Here is a 21,524-nt window from a genome sequence, read left to right as displayed (position 1 = left end):
ACGCGATAAAGGCAAACCATTCGAAAGAATGGGCACGCAAAGCCATGGACCTAAATCCTGGAGTTTCAGTAAGGATAAGGCCGCCAGGCTACCGAAATGAATAGGGAAAAACCGGGTTTGCTTTCGCCCGGTATTTTTTTTGCCACCCTTTCGGGGTTTGCCTTGAAAGGATGGTAAATATGTTTGCAGGAGCTTTTAAGAGGCCTATACTGACAGGTTTTTTGGCGGTCCTTCTTGTGTCCGCCGACTATACTGTGCCCGCCACGGGGGTGATCAATTACCCCATTTTCCATAAGGGTATGACGTATGTCACCTGGACCACAGAAGGGTTTTCAACCCCGAAGTCGGATGAGTCACTGAGGTCCATGGCGGACGCCGGGATCTCATGCGCGGCTATCGTGCCCACATGGTATCAGGAGAAGTTCGATTCCACGGCCATCATGCCTACCGAAAAGACGCCCTCGGATTCGAGCCTCAGGCATGCAATAAGGAAGGCCCGCGAGAACGGCATGATGGTCATGGTCAAGCCCCATATAGACCTTGAGGACCAGGCGGATAACACGCGTTCGGATATAGGGTTCCAGACCGATGGCGAATGGGAGAAGTGGTTCTCCAATTATACGAAGTTCATAAGCCATTACGCGCGTATAGCGGAAGAGGAACACGCGGAGTTCTTCTGCATAGGCACAGAGTTATCTTTCGCGTCAACAAGGGTCGGGTCCTGGAAAAATAAGGTCATACCCGCTGTGCGGAAGATATTCTCCGGACATATCACATATGCCGCTAATTGGGATGAATACAGCTCCGTTCAGTTCTGGGGTGATCTCGATTATGCCGGTATCGATGCCTACTTTCCCCTCTCCGGGACCTCTAACCCTCCCCTGTCCGTTATAAAGGAGGGATGGAAAAAGTGGCTTTCCGAGATCGAGGCGTGGCAGGCCGGGGTGAATAAGCCGGTTATCTTTACGGAGTGCGGGTATTGCAGCTCGGATATAGCCGCCATGAAGCCGTGGGAGGAAGCGGTGTCCGGAAGCCCCAATATGGATATACAGGCCAATTGTTACAAGGCGGTCTTTGAGACGTTCTGGGATAAGCCATGGTTCTTCGGTACATACTGGTGGAGCTGGAATACATATGCCCGCTCAGGCGGACCCGGTAACAGGCACTTTACGCCTCAGAATAAACTTGCGCTTGAGCAGCTTAAACTTTGGTATGGCAGACCGACCGATGACAAGTTCGGTATTTTCGAGAAGCAGATGGCTATGCGTGAGAGAGAGCTCGAAGAAAGGATAAGACTGCAGCCCGCCGGGGGTAAAGAATAAGGCACATCATCCTTGTTTTTGAATGGGTTTGTGATATAATCTGAAATATGAAAAAGACGATAGCGCTCATACTGGGCGGCGGACAGGGAAAGCGGCTCTTTCCGCTCACGATGTATCGTTCCAAGCCGGCAGTCCCGATCGGCGGTAAATACCGTCTCATCGACATACCCATATCGAATTGTCTCCACTCCAACATAAAAGACATATACGTTCTGACGCAATTCAACTCGGAATCGCTCAATAACCACGTGAATAATACCTATCGTTTCGATTTTTTCTCCCGCGCCTTCGTGCGTATACTGGCCGCAGAACAGACGGTCGAAAGTACCAACTGGTTCCAGGGCACCGCCGATTCGGTACGCAGGAATATATGCCACCTCAATCTTAAGGGCGATGAAGAGATACTGATACTCTCGGGCGACCACCTCTATGAGATGGATTACAGGGACCTGGTGGCCTTTCACAGGAAAAAGGAGGCCGATTTCACGGTCTCCGTAATACCGGTACGGAAGGACGAAGTGAAAGAGTTCGGTATATTGCGCCTGGGGAGCAATGACAGGATACTCGGCTTCAGGGAGAAGCCGGAAACGCCTTCGGACCTGCGCGGGTTCAGGTTCTCCAGGAATATAGCCACCTTTGCCGGTCCCCTCCCCTACCCTGCCTACCTGGCATCGATGGGGGTATATATCTTTAACGCCAGGGCCCTGGCTGAGGTCCTGGACGGTAACGATACCGATTTCGGGCGCGAAGTGATACCGCATTCGATACGCCGCCTGAAGGGGTTCGGTTATGTCTTTAATAACTACTGGAAAGATGTCGGGACCATCAAATCGTATTACAATGTCAATATAGAGATGACGTCATATAAGCCGCATTTCTCGTTCTTCTACAACGGCGATGTATTCACGAGGCCGCGCTTCCTGCCCTCCGCCCGGATCACAGCCTGCAGGATCAAACATTCCCTGATCACCGAGGGCTGCGTTATAGCGGATGCCCAGATACACGATTCCATAGTGGGGCTGCGCTCGATCGTAGGAAAAGGTTGTACAATATCGAAGACCGTCCTTATGGGGGCGGATTATTATGAGGCGCAAGGGGAAAGGGAAAACATCAGATTGGGCATCGGCGACGGCTCCGTGATAGAGCGGGCCATAATCGATAAGAACGCGCGTATCGGCAAGAACGTCGTGATAAAGAATATAAATAACCTGAAACAGTTCGACGGCAAGAATTACTTCATACGTGACGGCATCGTGATCGTGCCGAAGAACGCGGTCATCCCGGACGGGACGCGGATTTAGCCCCCTGGCAGCTCCCCCGCTTTTCCATAGTTTCCCTGATCTTGGCAAGCGTGCCCAGTTTATCCAGCGCCCACGCCGGCGCTATATGGCTCTCCCTTGTCCCCTCCCCGGTCAACCTCTGTATTATTATATCGCTTGAGAGGTGTTCCAGGAAGTCGCAGACGAGATCCGCATATTCCGCCTGTTCCAGGAGGCGGACCTTCCTTCTCCGGTGCAATTTTTCAAGGACGCTTCCCTTGAGCACATGCAGAAGATGTATCTTGATGCCGTTGATCCGCATCTTGTTCAGCGTCCGTGCCGTATTGATCATATCTTCCCTGGTCTCTCCCGGCAGGCCCAGTATGACATGGACCGCGACCTTTACGCCCGCCTTCTTGGCCAGGTTAAGTGCGTTCAGAAAGTCCCCGAAAGAGTGGCCCCGTTTTATGGCAGCCAGCGTCCTGTCGTTCACGGACTGGAGGCCGTACTCCACCCAGACATCGTACCATTTTTTGTAAGACGCTATCAGCTCCATCTTTTCTTTATCCACCGCGTCCGGCCTTGTCCCTATGGAGAGCCCTACCACATCCTTGAACGGCAGGACCTGGTCATATGCCCGCTTCAGGACCGCGACGGGAGCGTAGGTATTGGTGAACGCCTGGAAGTATGCTATGAATTTCGCGGCGCCTTTCTTCTCCTTAAGATATTCGATCCGGCTTCGCAGCTGTTCAGTTACGCTATTTTTCGGGTCGGTGTAGGACGAGCGCGAGCCGTCCCCCGCGCAATATATGCAGCCGCCTCTACCCCTGGTCCCGTCCCTGTTAGGACAGGTAAAGCCGGCATCAAGGCCTATACGGTAGACCTTTTCGCCGTAGCGGTTCTTCAGGTAAGTGTTGTAGTCGTTATAGAGCTTAGTGCTAGGCAACGTTTCGTCTTTCATATTTTATCCTTCGCAACCGGTTGTTTCACGGTCTTTTCCCTTCTCATCTTCTCTAAATATATCATAAGTATCGACACGGCGGCTGGAGTTACGCCCGATATGCGGGATGCCTGGCCCAGGTTCATAGGACGCATATCCGAGAGTTTCTCTTTTATCTCCGAGGAAAGTCCCGGTATATTCGAATAATCGAGCCGGGCAGGGATCTTTATCTTTTCTATCTTTTCGAAACGCGATATCTCGTTGAGCTGCCTCTTTATGAAGCCGTCGTATTTTACCTCGGTCTCCACCACTTTTATCTCTTCCGCAGACAATCCCCCGTCCGGCTCTTTGAGGCCCAGGTCGGCATATGATATCTCCGGCCTTCTCAGCTTCTTCTCCATGCCGGTCTTTTTCAGCCGCTCTATCTCCCGCTCGATCCGTTCTCTCTTTCTCATAAGCCCTTCGTACCGGTCGTCGCCTATCAGCCCTATACGGCGGCCGATCGGTACAAGACGCAGGTCCGCGTTGTCCTCTCTCAAGAGGAGCCGGTATTCCACCCTGGATGTGAACATGCGGTACGGCTCATTCGTCCCTTTCGTGACCAGGTCGTCTATGAGGACGCCTATATAGGCCTGCGAACGGTCAAGCACGAGAGGCTCCTTCTCCCTTATCTTCAACGCGGCGTTTATACCGGCCATGAGGCCGAGGCTTGCCGCCTCCTCATAACCTGTGGTGCCGTTTATCTGTCCTGCCAGGTAAAGGCCAGGTATCTTCTTCGTCTCCAGGGTCGGATACAGTTCCGTAGGGTCCACGTAATCGTATTCTATCCCATACCCGGGCCTTGTTATGTGAGCGCGCTCCAGGCCCTCTATGGAGCGGACGATCTCCTCCTGGACATCTACCGGAAGGCTTGTGGATATGCCGTTGGGATAGTATTCTGTGGTGTTCATCCCCTCCGGCTCCAGGAATATATGGTGCCTGTCGCGCCCGGGGAACCTGAATACCTTGTCCTCTATCGAGGGGCAGTACCTGACCCCGGTCCCTTTTATTATCCCCGTAAAGAGCGGGGACCTGTCCAGAGAGGCCCGTATTATGGAATGGGTCCTCTCGTTCGTGTACGTGATATAACACGGCAGTTGTTCCCTGGAAAAACGTTTTGTCGTGAACGAAAAGGGTGTCACTTCTTCGTCGCCGTGCTGGACCTGCAGTTTCGAGAAGTCTATCGTCTTACCGTCAAGGCGCGCGCAGGTGCCTGTCTTAAGCCGCCCCATTTTTAGTCCCAGCCCTTTGATCGAATCGGCAAGGTCTTCGGATGCCCTCTCCCCTACCCGCCCGCCCGGGTGGTTATCCAGCCCTATATGGATAAGCCCGTGGAGGAAGGTCCCCGGGGTCACTATGAGGGCCCCTGTGTTATATCTTTCGCTGAGCGACGTTATGACGCCCCTTACAGCGCCGTTCCTCAAGATAACGGCCTCTGCCAGGCCTTCCCTGATATCGAGACGGTCCTGGGCCTCCATTACGGCCTTCATGGCAAGGCGGTATGCGTGCCTGTCCGCCTGGGCCCTTGTAGAGCGGACCGCTGCCCCTTTACGTGTATTGAGGAGGCGGAATTGTATGGCGGTCATATCCGTGACCTTGGCCATCTGGCCGCCAAGGGCGTCTATCTCTTTCACAAGCTGGCCCTTTGCGAGCCCGCCTATGGCAGGGTTACAGGACATAAGCCCTATCGTATCCGCGCTCATGGTAAGGAGAAGGGTTTTACAGCCAAGGCGGGCCGATGCTAGGCTCGCCTCGCATCCGGCGTGCCCCCCTCCTATCACTATAACGTCGTATTCGGTTGCCATAAAGTCATTATAACAGGACCAAGGCTCAGGGGTCAAGGGTCAAGGCGCACCCTTGTCTTTTTGACAAATATCATGTATACTAGATATGGATGACAACGGCCAATCGACCCGTTCTCGGGTCTAAAGGTACGAGATACCTAAACAGTGCTGTTGCCATCCTTTTTATTTCCAGCGGGGATATGACTACGGGATATTACCTTTTTCGGAGGGAATTGACGATCCGCCTGACCAGGTGTTCCTTGCCCCTGTAAAAATCCTCTATCGTTTTAAGGACCTCCCCGGGCGTGTCGGCTATGGTAAGTAGGTTGAGGTCTTCTCTTCCGATCGTCCCGTGCTTCAGCAGGGTGTCGCGCATCCAGCCGTTCAGCCCCTTCCAGTACTCCCTGTCGAATAGTATCACCGGAAAGGGTTCGACCCTTTTTGTCTGGACCAGCGTGACGGCTTCAAAGAATTCGTCCAGGGTCCCGAAACCTCCCGGGAAGACGACGAATGCCTTGGAATATTTGGCGAACATAACCTTTCTGCAGAAGAAGTATTTGAACTCCAGGAGCCGGGTGATGTACTTGTTCGGCCTCTGCATTGTCGGTATCAGGATATTGAGGCCTATCGATTCTCCCCCGGCCTTCTTGGCGCCCTTATTTGCCGCTTCCATGATGCCGGGTCCGGCGCCCGTGATTATCGAATACCCGTTCCTGGAAAGGAGCGCCGCCGTCTCCTCCGCAAGCCGGTAGAACCTGTCCTTTCTCCCGGTCTTGGAAGAGCCGAATATCGAGACGGCCTCCTTCACATCCGAAAGCTCTTCGAAGCCGTCCACGAATTCGCTCATGATCCGGAATATGCGCCAGGGGTCCTCTTTTGTGAAATCCTGTTTTAAGGTGGGCATGGTATTATTTCCCGGCTTCCTCCAACAGCAGTTTTGTGTCGAAACCCTTTGTCGCCCTGTATGTCATGAAATAGCCGAACGGGTTGAACGGGTTCGTTATCTGGTCGAATATGAGATGCTGGGTGAACCCTATCGCAACGGCCTTCCATACGTCAGGCAGTGAAAAAAGGTATATCGAGAACCATAAGAGGGCGATCAGCTCGTATGAGTGCAGCACCAGGTAAAGCCGGTCGAGATCCAGGCGGATGCACGCCGAATATATGCTCTTTACCCTGAATGTGAAATCGTGGCTTGTATAGTAATCGACCAGGTGGTCAAGGTCGATCAGCACCCCGGAGGCGAAAGATATTATGGCGCAGTTTATGGACCTGAAATAATACCATACGAAAACGCTTATTATACCGGATGTCAATACATGCGCGCGCGGTTTGATATCGTTCTCCTTATTCCTGCCGGTTTATAATTTTATTATAGAATCGAATGTGCCGAACGGGTTCTGTTCCTTCTCGGAATTCTTCGTGTCGAGCAGCCACTCGCCGTCGACCACGAACTTATACCGGTATCTCCCCGGCTGGAGAGCCAGCTTCTTTTCCCACCTTCCGTCATCAAGCCGCGCGAGGCGGTTCTCTTCCCCTATCTTCCACTGGTTGAAATCACCTACCAGATATATCTCTTTTGCCTGAGGAGCCGTTATGTCGAAGAGCATCTCCCTGTCGGTCGCCTGTATATCATGAACGGCGCTCCTGGTCGCCTCTTCGGCGGCCGTAGTATCGGAACTTGCCATCTCGGTCGCGCTTGAAGTGGCCACCGTCTCTTTCTTTTCCGCGGGCGCTTCCGTCTTCTGGAGTATCTCGGCCGCAAGGGCGATGTAGTCGATGGCGCCGTTCGATGTCCTTTCGAACTGGATGGCGGATACACCCCGCGATACCGCTTTCCTGAGGGCCACGCTCATCCTGATGACCGTGTTGAGCATCTGGTCCCTGAAGAACGCCCGGATCTCGTCCAGCATGGTCTGCGAATATTTTGTCCGCCTGTCAAAGAGGGTGGCCACGGCGTTCACTGCCGGGGCATGGTGTATCTTGACCTTTATCAGCTCGAGCATACCCAGGAGTTTCCCCACCCCCATGAGCGAGAATGCGCTCATGTCTATGGGCACCAGGACGAGCGCGGCAGCCCTGAGGGCGTTGAAGGTCAGGAAGCCGAGCGAGGGCGGGCAGTCGATAACGACATAATCATATTTCAGGGTGGAAGACGAAATGACCTGGTAAAGACGGGAAACGGCATCTTCCTTGTCTTTCAGTTCCTGTTCGAGCGTGCTGAGGAGTATGTTCGACGGGACTATGTCCAGGTTCTTTGAGACGTTCATTACACACTGTTCTATTGCGCATTTTTTATCCTGGTTGTCGGTCAGGACGTTGTATACGGATTTGTCCAGGAGCTGGTTGGTTACGCCCAGCCCGAAAGATGCGTGCGATTGTGGATCGAGGTCTATCAGGAGCACCCTCTTCCCCGCTTCGGCAAAAGCGCTTGCCAGGTTGATGGCGGTAGTGGTCTTTCCGCATCCTCCCTTTTGATTAGCAATGGCAATGGTCGTCATACACTAGCCCTCCTTTAAGATAGAAAGATCTTTAACGTATATTTTCACTTCGATCGGGATATCCATCTCTTTTGCCGATTCGCCTATATGACCGTATTCGATCCTCATGTGCGTGACGGAAGAGGTGTCTATCTGACCGCTGAAGATCGAAACGGGTATTGCCACCGTCTTCCAGTCCGGGGTAAGGTATATGTCGTTTGCGCGGGAGGACCTGCTGGCGGAGTCACGCAGCACCAGCGTTACCTTCTCTCCGCCTGTGCTCCCCCTGATGGTCACCGAGACGACCCTTTTGGAAAGGTCGAGCGGGAATTTGAAGTCCGCGGAGAGGTCTGCCCAGTTATATTTTTTAGCGTTGTTCAGCAGCAGGTATGTGCCGGCAAACCCGCTCTTTCCCCTGGCATAACCGCGGAAGGAGAAGTTCTTCAGGGCCAGCTTATCCAGGCGCCCTCCGTCCACTATCTTTATCTGATCGGATGCCATTATCTTCTTCTTGAGCGATTCAAGGTAAATATTATAAATAGACGGTGAAGCGGCTATGAGGAAGGCTACGGCTATGAAAAATGCCGCGGCCCCGGCATTTATCTTTATGCTCTTATGCAGAGGTTTGGCTTTTTTCTTGCGGGTCTTCTGGTAAAAATAGGTATTGGCAATATGATCGTGAAGGATGTCGTCTTTTGCGGGGAAACGTCTTACGGATTCTATGGTTTTACTCATTTAAAGTTGGTTATAGCCAATATAAATAATATAAAAACCGGTATTTCTATATAATATATCCTATAATCGTGTAATTTACAAATATTTTTTGGAAAAAGCCACGCCATTCCGGAATATGCGTAACCCGTCACCCGGGCCGCCTCTCTTCCTTCTGGTCCATCTCGGGTGCTGGAACGTGTCTATGTGCCGTTCGGGGTGCGGCATCAGCCCCATTATACGGCCCGTAGTGTCGCATATTGCCGCGATATTCTCTACGGAGCCGTTCGGGTTGAGCGGGTAACCCTTAATGCCGCCTTTTTCGTCCGTATATCGGAAGACGATCAGTCCTTTCTTCTTCAGTTGATCCAGCACCTTGCTGTCCCTGGGGATGAACTTCCCTTCTCCGTGCGCTATCGGCAGTTCAATGACGTCATCTATCCCGTTAGTCCACACGCAGTTGGCTTGAGGCTTGGAGCTTGGAGCTTGGAGGAAAACCCAACGATCCTCGAAGCGGGCGGAGTCGTTTAATGTAAGGGTCGCTTCGATCGTGCTGAAGTCGCCGGCAAGGTTCGGGAGGAGCCCCGCCTTGACGAGTATCTGGAAGCCGTTGCAGATGCCTATGATGAGTTTGCCGTCCGCGATGAACTCCCTCACCTGGTCTTTCAACCCGAACTTAAGCTCATTTGCCAGTATCTTCCCGCTCGCTATGTCGTCGCCGTAAGTGAAACCGCCGGGTATGGCCAGTATCTGGTAATCCGATAGACGTTTTTTCCCGGAGGCCAGGAGATTTATATGTACGAGTTCGGGCCGCGCGCCCGCCTTCTCGAAAGCAAAAGCCGTCTCTCTGTCGCAATTCGTCCCCGCGGTCCTCAGAACTATCGTATTTACGGTCTTGGCCATCTGTCAGATATCCTTAAAAGGCCGCTGCCATGCCGCCTTCAGGGCCCCTGTGTCGGTCGTTATTACCGGTCTCTTATCCCGGCCGGTTATTTTAAAGGATCGGCCGTCTGATACGCGGCCCAATTTCCATACGGGGATACCCTTAAGGGCGGCAAGGAAGGCGCGCTCGTCTTTCGTTTCTACCACGAAACGGGTGTTCGATTCGGAAAATAGGAATACGGTATCCGTCAATATCTCCTGCCCTTCAGGAAGCGCGTCCGTATCAAGGTCTATCGCCATGCCGTAACCTCCGGCAAATGCCATCTCGGCGAGCGCGACGGCCATCCCGCCTTCGGAACAGTCATGGCAGGACGCGACCGTCCCTTTGGATATGGCTCCTGCCAGGGCGGTCATCAGCCGTTTTCCGTATGACGGGTAGACCTTTGGGACTTTATTGCCGATACATCCTTTCATCTTGTAGTATTGAGAGCCGCCCAGTTCGTCATGGGTGTATCCCACGAGATAGACGGCGTTACCGGGGCGCTTCGCGTCCATCGTCACGGCCTTCGATACATCGTCCATTACGGCTATACAGGATATCAGGAGTGTCGGCGGTATGGAGATCGTCTTTTTGCCGGTCGAATATTCGTTATTAAGGCTATCCTTCCCGGATATGAAAGGCGTGCCGTATATCTTTGCTATATCGTAACATGCGCGGGAGGCCCTTACCAGCCCGCCCAGCCGGTCCGGCTTATTCGTATTGCCCCAGCAGAAATTGTCGAGGAGCGCCGCCTTTCCGATATCGCCGCCTACCGCCGTTATCTGTCTCAGCGCCTCGTCGATGGCGCCGGCCGCCATCCAGTACGGGTCTATCTTCCCGTGGTCCGGATTTATCCCGCACGATAATATGATACCCTTTTTGGAGCCGAGTATGGGCCGCGTTATTGACGCGTCGCCCGGACCGTCGTTCGTTGCGCCCTGGAGCGGCTTCAGCACGCTGCCCCCCTGCACTTCATGGTCGTATTGCCGTATGATCCATTCTTTGCTTGCGATGTTCCAGTTGGATAGGAGCCCTATGAGATCGGAAGTGAGGTCCCTCTTATCCGGCAGGCGGGGTTCCTTGTGAGACGGCCTTTTCCATACCGCCTTTCTCCTGACGTCCGGCACACCGTCATGGAGGAACTTCATATCCATGTCGCAGACGACGGTGCCTTCGTAGAAGAGGCGCAGGCGCCTGTCCGACGTGAAACGTCCTATGACCGTGGCCTCCACGTTCTCCCCGGCGAAAAGGTCTTTCAGCCTGCCTATATTTTTTGGATCTACGGCGAGGACCATCCTCTCCTGCGCCTCCGATATCCATATCTCGTCGTAACTCAGCCCCTTATATTTAAGAGGCACCTTATCCAGGTGCACCTCTGCCCCCAGCTCCTCGCCCATTTCGCCTACGGCGCTCGAGAGGCCGCCCGCGCCGCAGTCGGTGATAGCGTTATAAAGGTCCAGGTCCCGGGCCTGTATCAGGACGTCCGCCATCTTCTTTTCCTGTATCGGGTTCCCTATCTGGACGGCGGAACCTGATACCTCTTCGGATTCATGCGTCAGCTCGCCGGAGGAGAATGTCGCGCCGTGTATGCCGTCCCTGCCGGTCCTCCCCCCTACCACGACCACCAGGTCCCCCGAGAACGTCTTCTTAAAAGACTTCTCTTTCGGCATGATGCCTACGTTCCCGCAGAAGACGAGAGGGTTGCCGAGAAAATCCTCGTCAAAGAGTACCGCGCCGTTCGAGGTGGGTATGCCCATCCTATTCCCGTAATCCCTCACTCCGGCAACGACGCCTTTCATGACCCTTTTCGGATGGAGGACTCCCCGCGGGACTTTTTTGTGAGGATAGTCCGGAGGCGCGAAGCAGAATATGTCGGTATTTATTATCGGTTTGGCGCCGAGGCCCGTACCCATAGGGTCGCGTATGACGCCTCCTATGCCGGTCCCCGCGCCCCCGTAGGGCTCAAGCGCCGACGGATGGTTATGGGTCTCGACCTTGAAACAGATGTTATGTTTTTCGTCGAACCTTATGATGCCGGAGTTGTCCTTGAATACGGATACGCACCACGGTCTATCGAGCTCCTCCGTGACCTTCATTACGGTGCGTTTCAAAAGGTTGCGTATCGTCCTGCCTTCGAATTCTATCGATCCCCGGAACGTCTTATGTTTACAGTGTTCGGACCAGGTCTGCGCTATCGTCTCGAGTTCGCAATCCGTGGGCGGGCGGCCCAGTTTTTTGAAGTATTTCTGTATGGAGAGCATCTCTTCGACGCTTAAGAAGAGCTGGCCTTTTCGCGATATCTTTTTAAGGCCTTCGGGAGAGGCGTCCAGGATATTTATATGGCGTAATTCGAACCTGTAAGGCGGGGGCTCCGGGGCTATCGTAGAGCGCCCTTTCACGATATGCTGTATGACCTTGTTGTAAAGGGCCTTCTCCGCTATCGAATGGATATCTCCGAGGGAGAGCCTTCCTTTGATGAGGTATTTTTTTGCGGTCTTTACGGCGGTGATGCCGGTGATGCCCAGGTCCCTTATCGCCTTCCTGGCGCTCTCCTCGACGGGGTCCATGACGCCGGGGTTATAGGCCACCTCGACTACCTTGAGCCCTTTTTCGTCCGATACGTTCCCGTTATAACTGTAATCCTGGGTTACCGGGTCCGTGAGCAGCTCTTCGCAGATAAACTTTATATCCCGCTCATCCGCGTCGCCCCCCAGGAGATAGACCTGTATATAGACGACCTTCTCTATCGCGCGGGCGAACCCGAGGTCGGCGATGTCCTTCTTTATGCTTTCGCCAGCGGCATCATAAAAACCGCGTTTCTCTTTTACTTCAACTCTCCAGATCATCTACTCCCACTCTATCGTAGCAGGCGGCTTCGAGCTGATGTCGTATACCACCCTGTTCACTCCTTTTACCTCGTTTATTATGCGGTTCGACACCTTGCCCAGCACATCGTACGGTATCTTTGCCCAGTCGGCGGTCATACCGTCAAGGCTCGTGACGGCCCTTATGGCCACGGCATTCTCATAAGTCCGCTCATCGCCCATGACGCCTACCGATTTTATAGGCAGCAGGACCGCGAACGCCTGCCAGATCGTGTCGTATAATCCTTCTTTGATGAGGGTCGAGATGAAACGGTCGTCCACCTCTCTCAAAACATCGCACCTGGCCCTTGTCACGTCGCCCAGTATGCGGACGGCCAGGCCCGGCCCGGGGAACGGGTGGCGCCCTAGCACTTCCCACGGCATCCCCAGCTCTTTCCCTACCCTGCGCACCTCATCTTTAAAGAGGTACTTTAACGGCTCTATCAGCTTAAGATTCATCTTCTTCGGGAGCCCGCCGACATTGTGGTGTGTCTTTATGGTGGCGCTCGGCCCGCCGAACGCCGAACGGGATTCGATGAGGTCCGGATACAATGTCCCCTGCGCCAGGAACTTTGCGCCCCCGACCTTCTTCGCCTCGCGTTCAAATATCCGGACAAAGGTCCTGCCTATGATCTTCCTCTTCTTCTCCGGGTCAGCCACGCCCCTGAGATTATTGAGGAATTCATCCTGCGCGTCGATCGATTTCAGATTTATCTTAAAATGGCGCCGGAAGACCTCGCCGACCGTTTTCGACTCATTCTTGCGCATTAGCCCGTTGTCTACGAATATGGCTACAAGCCGGTGACCGATGGCCTTATTCAGGAGGACGGCCGCGACGGAAGAATCGACCCCTCCGGACAGGCCCAGTATGACCCTGTCGCGCGGACCGACGGTCTTTCGTATCTCCGCGACCGACTCGCGCACGAACGACCGCATCGACCAGTCGCTCTTGGCGCCGCATATCTCCTTTATGAAATTCTTCAATATCGCGGACCCGTAACGTGTGTGCGCGACCTCCGGATGGAATTGGACGCCGAAAAATTTTCTGGCAGGGTCGGCGAATGCGGCGATCGAGGTATTCTGCGACAGGGCGATACGCCTGAAGCCGCGGGGCAGTCTCTTCACCTTATCGCCGTGGCTCATCCATGTCACGCTGCGTTTTGGTATGCCTTTGAATAGGAGACGATGGTCGGTAACGGTGATGGAGGCCCGCCCGTATTCCCGCGAACCCGCCTTTGCGACCTCTCCGCCCAGCATCCTGGCCATAAGCTGCATGCCGTAGCATATGCCCAGGACGGGTATCCCGAGGCGGAATATCCCCTCTTCGCATACGGGCGCCATCTTTTCGTAGACGCTGGCCGGCCCTCCGGAAAGGATGATCCCCCTGACCTTCCTGGGGTCTATGGAGCCGGCCTTTATATCCGGCGGCACTATCTCGCAGAACACGCTATGCTCACGGACCTTACGCGCGATCAGCTGATTATACTGGGAACCGAAATCTATTATCAGGATCTCGTTAGTCATGCATCTCTTCTTTCGCAAATCCCGCGCAGGCCCTCCGTTCCAGGGCCTTCTTCGACGGGGGTTTGCATATCGTCGTGGGGTAATTCCCGGTGAAACAGGCGGTACAGAATTCCTCTTTAGGGAGAAGCATGGAGTCGAGCATCCCCTCCAGGCTCAGGTATTTTAAGCTGTCGACGCCTATGAAACGGGCTATCTCGTCAACGGTATGTTTTGACGCCACCAGCTCTTTTTTCGTCGGGAAGTCAATGCCGTAAAAACAGGGCGATATGAGCGGCGGGCAGCTGACGCGCATATGTATCTCCTTCGCGCCGGCCTGCCTCAGGGCCCTCACCCTCCCCCTTGAGGTTGTGCCCCTCACTATGGAGTCCTCGATGATGGCTATCCTCTTCCCGTTGATGGCATCCCTGACGGGATTAAGTTTCACCTTCACCTTGAAGTCCCGTATGAGCTGGCTCGGCTGGATGAACGTCCTGCCGATATAGTGGTTCCTGACAAAGGCCATCTCTATCGGTATCTTCGACTCCTCGGCGTAGCCCAGGGCGGCGCAGGTGCCCGAGTCGGGTATCGGCATGACGATGTCGGCCTGGGCCGGATGCTCCTTTGCGAGCGCCCTGCCCAGGTTCTTCCTGGCAAGGTAGACGCTCTTCTGGAATATATTGCTGTCGGGCCTGGCGAAATATATATATTCGAATATACAGAAGGCGTGTCTTTTGGCTGTCGGCTGTCTCAGGGAGGTGAGGCCGTCTTTATTTATTATCAGGACCTCGCCGGGCTCGATATCGCGCACGTAGGTGGCCTGTATCATGTCCAGGGCGCACGTCTCGCTTGCCACGATATAGGCGCCGTCGAGTTTTCCAAGGCAGAGCGGCCTGAAACCATGAGGATCGCGTATGGCATATATGGAGTCGTTTATCATTAGGACGAACGAATAGGCGCCCTCAAGCTTGGACGTTATGGGCACTATCTTCTGTCTGTAATTATTCTTCTGGTCCTTGACCAGGAGGTGTACGATGAGCTCGGAGTCCATCGTCGTCTGCAGTATGGAGCCGCCGTCTTCAAGCTCGTTCCGTATCTCCACCGAATTGGTGATATTCCCGTTATGGGCTACCGCTATGAAGCCGCGTTTATGGTTTATCAATAAGGGCTGGACGTTCTTTACCACGCTCGACCCGGTCGTCGAGTATCTCACGTGGCCTATGGCGGCAGGGCCTTTCAATTTCTTCAGGTTCGGCTCGTCGAATACGACCCCCACGAGCCCCATGCCCTTATGGGAATGTACGCGCTTTCCGTCGAAGCTGACTATCCCGGCGGACTCTTCCCCCCTGTGCTGGAGGGCATAGAGGGCCAGGTAGGCCAGGCGGGCCGCGTCTTTATGGCCGTAAATGCCGACAACTCCGCAGTACTCTTTCATATTTAAGCCTTATAAGCGGTGTTATGCTATTTTATATCTTTGTGATATTCCTGAAGCGACTTCACGCCCATCTTCGGGTGCTTTATAAGGTTCTCTATACCGTTGACCGAGGCCTGCGCCCCGGAAATGGTCGTGATGAGCGGAACGCTGTACAGTATAGCGTGCGAACGTATCTTCGTCTCATCCTCTTTTGTGGCTTTGCCGGACGGCGTATTTATGATCAACCCTACCTTCCTGTCTTTTATCAGGTCGATGATATTCGGCCGGCCCTCCTGTATCTTCGGCAGGACCCGGACGTCTATGTCGTTGTTCTTGAGGGCATCGGCGGTCCCGGAGGTCGCCATGATCTTGAAGCCGAGGTCCGCCAGCTTCTTCGCGACGAATACGACATTACGCTTGTCCTGGTTCTTTACGCTTATGAATACGTTCCCTTTGACCGGCAGTTTCTGCCCTGCCGCTATCTGGCTCTTGGCGTAGGCGACGCCGAATGTCGAATCTATCCCCATCACCTCTCCGGTCGATTTCATCTCCGGCCCAAGGATCGCGTCTACGCCGGGGAACCTTATGAACGGGAATACGGACTCTTTGACCGCGACGGACTTCGGTGTCTTCTCTTTTGTGAAGCCGAGCTCATCCAGCGTCTTTCCCAGCATTATCTTAGTGGCCAGCTTCGCGAGCGGCACGCCTATCACCTTGCTCACGAACGGGATCGTCCTGGATGCGCGCGGGTTTACCTCGAGAACATATACGATGTTGTTCTTGACGGCGTACTGGACGTTCATGAGCCCCTTCACCTTGAGCTCTTTTGCCATCGCATAGGTGTTCTTCCTGATCGTTTCGATGATATCTTTCCCCAGGGTATGAGGAGGGAGCACCATAGCGCTGTCCCCGGAATGTATCCCCGCCTCTTCTATGTGCTCCATTATGCCGCCTATAACGCATCTGTTCCCGTCCGCTATGGCGTCGACGTCGACTTCGATGGCATCCTCGAGGAATTTATCGATCAGTATGGGTCTCTCGGGCGATGCCTCTACCGCCTTCTCCATATAATCGCTCAGCCCTTTTTCATCGTAGACGATCTCCATCGCCCGTCCGCCGAGGACATATGAGGGACGCACCACTACCGGGTAGCTGATCTTCTGGGCGACCTCCCTGGCTTCCTCGAATGAGGTCGCGGTGCCGTTATCGGGCTGTATAAGTTTGAGCTTCTTGAGCATCACCTGGAACCTTTTCCTGTCCTCGGCGATGTCTATGGAGTCGGGGCTGGTGCCCAGTATATTGACCCCTGCCTTCGAAAGGGCGCCCGATATGTTGAGTGGCGTCTGGCCGCCGAACTGGACTATTATGCCGACCGGTTTTTCGAGGTCGACTATATTCATCACGTCCTCAACGGTGAGCGGCTCGAAATAGAGCTTGTCGGAGGTGTCGTAGTCGGTGGAGACGGTCTCCGGGTTGCAGTTTATCATGATGCTCTCTATCCCCTCGTCCCTCAGCGCATATGAGGCATGGCAGCAGCAGTAATCGAACTCTATCCCCTGGCCTATCCTGTTAGGCCCGCCGCCCAGGATAAGGACTTTCTTCTTATTGGAAGGCGCGCTCTCATCTTTCGTTTCGTAGGTCGAATAATAGTAAGGCCGTTCCGCTTTGAACTCTCCGCCACACGTATCGACCAGTTTATATGCCGGTTTTATCTTCATCTTCTTTCTGTGCGTTCTCACAGTGTTCTCCGTTGAGTTTATGATATGGGCTATCTGGATATCCGAAAAACCGTACCGTTTTGCCTCCAGGAGCAGGTCATGCGGGACTTTTATCCCGTCCTTCGCAGTCCCGGCCCTATAGTGATGAAGTTTCTCTTCGAGCTCCACTATCTGTCTCAGGTTGTCTATGAACCACCTGTCGATCTTCGATAGCTCATATATCTCGTCTGTCGATAACCCCGCCTTGATGCCGTAACGGATGTAAAAGAGCCGGTCATCATTAGGGGTGCGTATCTTATCCCGTATCTCGTCCAGTATATCCTGTCCGGGGTTCTTCAGCATCCTGTCCGCGATCCTGTCCCTGCCGTCTGAGCCGAGCCCGAACCTCCGTGTCTCGGTGGACCGTATCCCCTTCTGCAGGGCTTCCCTGAAGTTCCTGCCGATCGACATCGCTTCACCCACCGCCTTCATCGACGTGTTCAGGATGCGCTTCGTCTGCGGGAACTTCTCGAAGGTGAACCGGCATATCTTGAATACGCAGTAATCGACCGTCGGCTCAAAGAAGGCCGATGTCTTTCCTGTGACCTGGTTCAGGACTTCCGGGAGCGTCAGGCCCACGGCGAGCTTCGTCGCCACGCGGGCGATGGGAAATCCCGTCGCCTTGGAGGCAAGCGCCGAGCTTCTCGAGAGCCGGGGGTTGACCTCTATTATGACTATATTACCGTTATCCGGGTTCTGGGCGAACTGTATATTGGCCCCGCCGCCCGTTATGCCTATCTTGCGTATTATGCGTTTTGAGAGGTTGACAAATTGTGTATACTCTTCGGCCGTAAGCGTCTGGGACGGCGCCACGACTATGCTGTCGCCTGTATGTACTCCCATAGGGTCTACGTTCTCCATGGAAGTTATCATGATGACATTATCTACGCAATCCCTCATGACCTCGAACTCTATCTCTTTCCACCCGAGGACCGACTGCTCTACGAGCACCTGCCCCACGGGGCTTATCTCTATGCCTTTCGCGATGAACTGTTCCAGCTCCTCTTTGTTATAAGCTATGGAGCCGCCGCTCCCCCCGAGGGTGTAAGCCGGCCGCAGGATGAGCGGGAACCCTATGCCAAGCCCTATTTTCATCCCCTCTTCGACGCCGGTGGCGATGCCGCTCTTCGGCACGCCCACCCCTATCTCCTGCATGGCCTTTTTGAACAGGTCCCTGTCTTCGGCGCGGGATATGGCATCGACATCGGCCCCTATCGACTCCACGCCGTATCTCTTCAATATGCCTTCCTTCATCAGGAAGAACGCCAGGTTCAGGCCTGTCTGTCCGCCCAATGTCGGGAGGATCGCATCCGGCCTCTCCTTGCGTATTATCTCGCTCACTGCTTCAATGGTAAGAGGTTCTATATAAGTCACATCGGCCATATTGGGATCGGTCATTATGGTCGCGGGGTTCGAGTTGACCAGGATGGTGTGATAACCCTCTTCCCTGAGCGCCTTGCATGCCTGGGATCCCGAGTAATCGAATTCGCACGCCTGTCCTATGACTATAGGGCCGGAACCGATCATCAATATCTTATGTATATCTCTACGCTTTGGCATGCTCTATCTCCCCGTCATGCATCATGGACGGTCTCCTTGATGACCCCATGCGGTCCGTACGTGCTGCCATAGCCATAAAACGCCGTAAGATCGGGTTCACCTCGCCGAATCCCGGGCTGGACGGATAATACTGCACGGATATGAACCTCAATTTTTTGCTTTCAAGCGCCTCTACGGAGTCATCGTTCAGGTTTCTCAATATGACATCGATGCCGCCCTTTTTCGGCAGGGAGTTCTCATCGATCACATACGAATGGTTCTGGACCGTTATCTCGCCTTTCCATGAGTCAGAAGGTTTGACGGGATAATTTACGCCGTGATGGCCCGTCTTCATCTTCCGTAATTTCGCGCCCAGCGCGAGCCCTATGACTTCATGGCCCGTAGATATGCCCAGGAGCGGGACTCTTCCCATCAGGTCTTTCGCCGTCTTTGCGACAGCCGGTAATGAGACGTCCGCCTCAGGGCCGTTCGATATTATAACACCGTCGGGAGCCATCCCCAGTATAGCGGCCGCATCCGTATCGTAAGGGACGAGCGTTATGTTGCATCCCAGCGTCTTCAACTGTGAAACGAAGCTGTTCAGTACGCCGATATCTATGACTACTATCCTGGGCCCGGAGGGTTTTGCCTTTATCTCGACAATGCCTTTTGTCGATATGGAACGGATGAAGTCGATCCTGCTCCCCTTCTTATGGGCTTTGAGCCGTTTCATGAGCTCCGATGCCGGCGTCTTACCGGCGGAGATCATCCCGAGCATCTCCCCTTCGTCGCGTATCGTTATGGCAAGCGTTCTGGTATCGACACCTTCCATGGCCACGATCCCCTCTTTCTTGAGGAGACCGTCAAATGAGCCCTCCGCCTGCCAGTTCGAATATATCCGGGTCTTCTCTTTTATGATAAGTCCGCCGATCCAGCACTTTTTCGATTCGTAAAATTTATCGGCTACCCCGTAATTCCCTATCAACGGGTACGTCATGACGACTATCTTGCCGGCATTGGCGGGGTCCGACATTATCTCCTGGTAGCCGACGACGGCGGTATCCAGCACCACTTCGCCTATGCGTTCACCGCTTACGCCTATAGAGACACCGTCGAATATCTCTCCGTTCTCCAGGATAAGCACCGAATTCATGATATTCTCCCGAAAATAAAAATCCTTCGACAAAAGCTCAGGATTTTATCCTGAGTATACCGAAGGATAAAAACGGCCAGCGAAGACGATAGTCCCCCTGGCCACAACGCGTGAAGCTGTTGAGCGATCTTACTCCCCTTGTATCTTGAGCTCCCCTTGGTTATGCACATTAATATGTTCCATATGTGTATATGTCATGTTTTTCATATTATATCCGGTTATGCGCCTCCCTGACGCATCATTATCTTAAAATAACTCTTTGATGATAACACGCCGTCGTGACGCTGTCAAGCATATTATGTCACAAAGAGGTTCCTGGAGGAGAATTTTCCGTCGGTAGTGAGGTTGACCCCCAGCATCTTCAGGCCTACTTCGTCCCCGGGGGTCGGTATATGGGTGATATGGACTTCGCAGCCCCTCAGCTCTATCAGCTTCTTCATGGCTATTTCGGCGGTGTGGTTGGTGGTGGCGCTTATAGACAGCGCTATGAGCGTCTCCTCAAGGTCTAAGCTTTCCGGTTCCGCGTTGAGTATCCCCTCCTTCAGCTTGGATATCTGGTTTATGATATGCGGGGAGAGGAGCAGTATCTCATCCGGTATGTTGGCCAGGAGTTTCACTGCGTTAAGGACAAGGCTGGAAGAGGCATGCATGAGCTTCGAATTCTTACCGGTGATGACCCTGCCGTCTTTGAGCTGTATGGCGGAGCCGCAGAATATCCCTGCGTGGCCCTTCCCTTTCGCCTCCGCATCTTCGGCCGCTTTCCTCGCGGCATTGACCACAGGCCTGTCCGTCACCTTCATGCCCATCTCTTCCATCAGGAGCGCTACGCGGTCCACCGTCTCTTTCCGTTCTATGCCCATGACGTACTCCGCGTTGTACCGGAAATACCGGCGGATCAATTCCTGTTTTGCCGCTTCGCAGACTGCGGCGTCGTCCACTATGCCGAACCCGGCCTTGTTCACGCCCATGTCCGTCGGCGAGTTATACATGGGCATGTTTCCCGTACCGTTCTTCTTGAATATCCTGTTCAATATCAGTTTCAGTATGGGGAAGCTTTCGACGTCGCGATTATAGTTTATGGCTGTCTCTTTGTATGTGCCGAGGTGGAACGGGTCGACCAGGTTGAAGTCCTGTATATCCGCGGTGGCCGCCTCGTATGCGACATTTACGGGGTGTTTCAGCGGAAGGTTCCATATAGGGAACGTCTCGAACTTCGCGTAGCCGGCGTTCACGCCGCGCTTATGTTCCTGGTAGAGCTGGGAAAGGCACGTGGAGAGTTTGCCGCTGTTCGGACCGGGCCCGGTCACTATGGCTATGGGTTTTTTGGTCTCTATATAGTCGTTCTTCCCGAATCCGGCGTCGCTTACCACCAGGTCTACGTCGGTAGGGTACTTATCTATCGGGTAATGGAGGTATACCTTCACCCCCCGCCGCTCGAGTTTATTCTTGAATATGGAGGCGGCCGATTGGTTCGCGAACCTCGTTATCACGACGGCCAGTATATCGAGGCCCCACTTCCTGAGGTCGTCTATGAGCTTGAGCGTGGCAGCGTCATAAGTGATCCCGAAGTCGCCGCGCACCCTGCCCTTCTCGATGTCCCCCGCGTATATGCACAGTATGATATCTATCTTGTCTTTTAGCGACTGGAGGAGGCGTATCTTTACGTTGGGGTCGTATCCGGGGAGGACGCGCGCGGCGTGATAATCGAAACAGAGCTTGCCGCCGAATTCGAGGTAGAGCTTGTTATCGAACTTCTTTACGCGATCGAGGATCGCCTGCGTCTGTTCTTTTAAATACTTCTCGTTATCAAAACCTGTTTTTGTCATATCGCCTGAGTTGG

At 53.8% G+C, this 21,524-nt stretch carries 15 protein-coding genes and 1 riboswitch; of the genes, 2 read left to right on the top strand and 13 right to left on the bottom strand.

The window, feature by feature from the left end; genetic code table 11:
* Positions 1-96, top strand: a riboswitch (cyclic di-GMP riboswitch).
* A gap of 83 nt (positions 97-179) precedes the next feature.
* Together WC515_00870 and WC515_00865 are read left to right on the top strand one after the other, a co-directional pair.
* Positions 180-1,322 carry a hypothetical protein gene (locus WC515_00870; protein MFA5145923.1) on the top strand — a complete coding sequence of 381 codons (1,143 nt, stop codon included), beginning with the start codon at positions 180-182 and terminating at the stop codon, positions 1,320-1,322.
* Positions 1,323-1,369: 47 nt separating this feature from the next.
* On the top strand, positions 1,370-2,623 hold the full coding sequence (locus tag WC515_00865) for a glucose-1-phosphate adenylyltransferase (protein MFA5145922.1): 1,254 nt from the start codon (positions 1,370-1,372) through the stop codon (positions 2,621-2,623).
* On the opposite strand, the gene WC515_00860 is transcribed toward WC515_00865, so the two are convergent.
* The 13 genes from WC515_00860 to WC515_00800 all read right to left on the bottom strand — a co-directional run bounded on the left by WC515_00860 (position 2,598) and on the right by WC515_00800 (position 21,510).
* The gene (locus WC515_00860) at positions 2,598-3,542 is read right to left on the bottom strand and encodes a TIGR01212 family radical SAM protein (protein ID MFA5145921.1); all 945 of its coding nucleotides are present in this window, start codon (positions 3,540-3,542) and stop codon (positions 2,598-2,600) included. The two genes, WC515_00865 and WC515_00860, sit on opposite strands and share 26 nt — an antisense overlap.
* A complete protein-coding gene (mnmG, locus tag WC515_00855) occupies positions 3,539-5,365 on the bottom strand; it encodes a tRNA uridine-5-carboxymethylaminomethyl(34) synthesis enzyme MnmG (protein ID MFA5145920.1) in 1,827 nt (608 codons plus the stop codon). The genes WC515_00860 and mnmG overlap by 4 nt, the downstream gene beginning before the upstream one ends.
* Before the next feature lie 193 nt (positions 5,366-5,558).
* Positions 5,559-6,248 (bottom strand): TIGR00730 family Rossman fold protein, encoded by a 690-nt coding sequence (locus WC515_00850; protein MFA5145919.1) that lies wholly within the window; start codon positions 6,246-6,248, stop codon positions 5,559-5,561.
* A 4-nt stretch (positions 6,249-6,252) separates the two neighbouring features.
* Positions 6,253-6,660 carry a hypothetical protein gene (locus tag WC515_00845; GenBank protein ID MFA5145918.1) on the bottom strand — a complete coding sequence of 136 codons (408 nt, stop codon included), beginning with the start codon at positions 6,658-6,660 and terminating at the stop codon, positions 6,253-6,255.
* Between the two features lie 45 nt (positions 6,661-6,705).
* Positions 6,706-7,845, bottom strand: a complete 1,140-nt coding sequence (locus WC515_00840; GenBank protein ID MFA5145917.1) for an AAA family ATPase — start codon at positions 7,843-7,845, stop codon at positions 6,706-6,708.
* Positions 7,846-7,848: 3 nt separating this feature from the next.
* The gene (locus WC515_00835; protein MFA5145916.1) at positions 7,849-8,559 is read right to left on the bottom strand and encodes a hypothetical protein; all 711 of its coding nucleotides are present in this window, start codon (positions 8,557-8,559) and stop codon (positions 7,849-7,851) included.
* Between the two features lie 75 nt (positions 8,560-8,634).
* Positions 8,635-9,438 (bottom strand): phosphoribosylformylglycinamidine synthase I, encoded by an 804-nt coding sequence (purQ, locus tag WC515_00830; GenBank protein ID MFA5145915.1) that lies wholly within the window; start codon positions 9,436-9,438, stop codon positions 8,635-8,637.
* A 3-nt stretch (positions 9,439-9,441) separates the two neighbouring features.
* Entirely contained in the window at positions 9,442-12,303 is a 2,862-nt protein-coding gene (purL, locus tag WC515_00825; protein MFA5145914.1) for a phosphoribosylformylglycinamidine synthase subunit PurL, read from the bottom strand.
* A complete protein-coding gene (gene guaA, locus WC515_00820) occupies positions 12,304-13,845 on the bottom strand; it encodes a glutamine-hydrolyzing GMP synthase (GenBank protein MFA5145913.1) in 1,542 nt (513 codons plus the stop codon).
* Complete coding sequence (gene purF / locus WC515_00815) at positions 13,838-15,256, bottom strand: amidophosphoribosyltransferase (protein ID MFA5145912.1); 1,419 nt, start codon at positions 15,254-15,256, stop codon at positions 13,838-13,840. The genes guaA and purF overlap by 8 nt, the downstream gene beginning before the upstream one ends.
* A gap of 26 nt (positions 15,257-15,282) precedes the next feature.
* Positions 15,283-18,552, bottom strand: coding sequence for a carbamoyl-phosphate synthase large subunit (gene carB, locus WC515_00810; GenBank protein ID MFA5145911.1), 3,270 nt, complete (start codon positions 18,550-18,552; stop codon positions 15,283-15,285).
* Positions 18,539-19,684, bottom strand: a complete 1,146-nt coding sequence (gene carA, locus WC515_00805) for a glutamine-hydrolyzing carbamoyl-phosphate synthase small subunit (protein ID MFA5145910.1) — start codon at positions 19,682-19,684, stop codon at positions 18,539-18,541. Before carA ends, carB begins: the two co-directional genes overlap by 14 nt.
* Before the next feature lie 296 nt (positions 19,685-19,980).
* Positions 19,981-21,510: a DUF1846 domain-containing protein gene (locus WC515_00800; protein MFA5145909.1), complete on the bottom strand. Its 1,530-nt coding sequence runs from the start codon at positions 21,508-21,510 to the stop codon at positions 19,981-19,983.
* Between the last annotated feature and the right edge of the window lie 14 nt (positions 21,511-21,524).

Source organism: Candidatus Omnitrophota bacterium, assembly GCA_041650805.1.
Lineage (GTDB): Bacteria > Omnitrophota > Gorgyraeia > 2-01-FULL-45-10 > 2-01-FULL-45-10 > JBAZKM01.
This window is presented reverse-complemented; position numbering and strand designations above follow the sequence as displayed.

Coding starts and splice junctions, on each gene's coding strand:
- WC515_00870 (MFA5145923.1), top strand. CDS start 180: ATGTTTGCAGGAGCTTTTAAGAGGCCTATACTGACAGGTTTTTTGGCG.
- WC515_00865 (MFA5145922.1), top strand. CDS start 1,370: ATGAAAAAGACGATAGCGCTCATACTGGGCGGCGGACAGGGAAAGCGG.
- WC515_00860 (MFA5145921.1), bottom strand. CDS start 3,542: ATGAAAGACGAAACGTTGCCTAGCACTAAGCTCTATAACGACTACAAC.
- mnmG (MFA5145920.1), bottom strand. CDS start 5,365: ATGGCAACCGAATACGACGTTATAGTGATAGGAGGGGGGCACGCCGGA.
- WC515_00850 (MFA5145919.1), bottom strand. CDS start 6,248: ATGCCCACCTTAAAACAGGATTTCACAAAAGAGGACCCCTGGCGCATA.
- WC515_00840 (MFA5145917.1), bottom strand. CDS start 7,845: ATGACGACCATTGCCATTGCTAATCAAAAGGGAGGATGCGGAAAGACC.
- WC515_00835 (MFA5145916.1), bottom strand. CDS start 8,559: ATGAGTAAAACCATAGAATCCGTAAGACGTTTCCCCGCAAAAGACGAC.
- purQ (MFA5145915.1), bottom strand. CDS start 9,438: ATGGCCAAGACCGTAAATACGATAGTTCTGAGGACCGCGGGGACGAAT.
- purL (MFA5145914.1), bottom strand. CDS start 12,303: ATGATCTGGAGAGTTGAAGTAAAAGAGAAACGCGGTTTTTATGATGCC.
- guaA (MFA5145913.1), bottom strand. CDS start 13,845: ATGACTAACGAGATCCTGATAATAGATTTCGGTTCCCAGTATAATCAG.
- purF (MFA5145912.1), bottom strand. CDS start 15,256: ATGAAAGAGTACTGCGGAGTTGTCGGCATTTACGGCCATAAAGACGCG.
- carB (MFA5145911.1), bottom strand. CDS start 18,552: ATGCCAAAGCGTAGAGATATACATAAGATATTGATGATCGGTTCCGGC.
- carA (MFA5145910.1), bottom strand. CDS start 19,684: ATGAATTCGGTGCTTATCCTGGAGAACGGAGAGATATTCGACGGTGTC.
- WC515_00800 (MFA5145909.1), bottom strand. CDS start 21,510: ATGACAAAAACAGGTTTTGATAACGAGAAGTATTTAAAAGAACAGACG.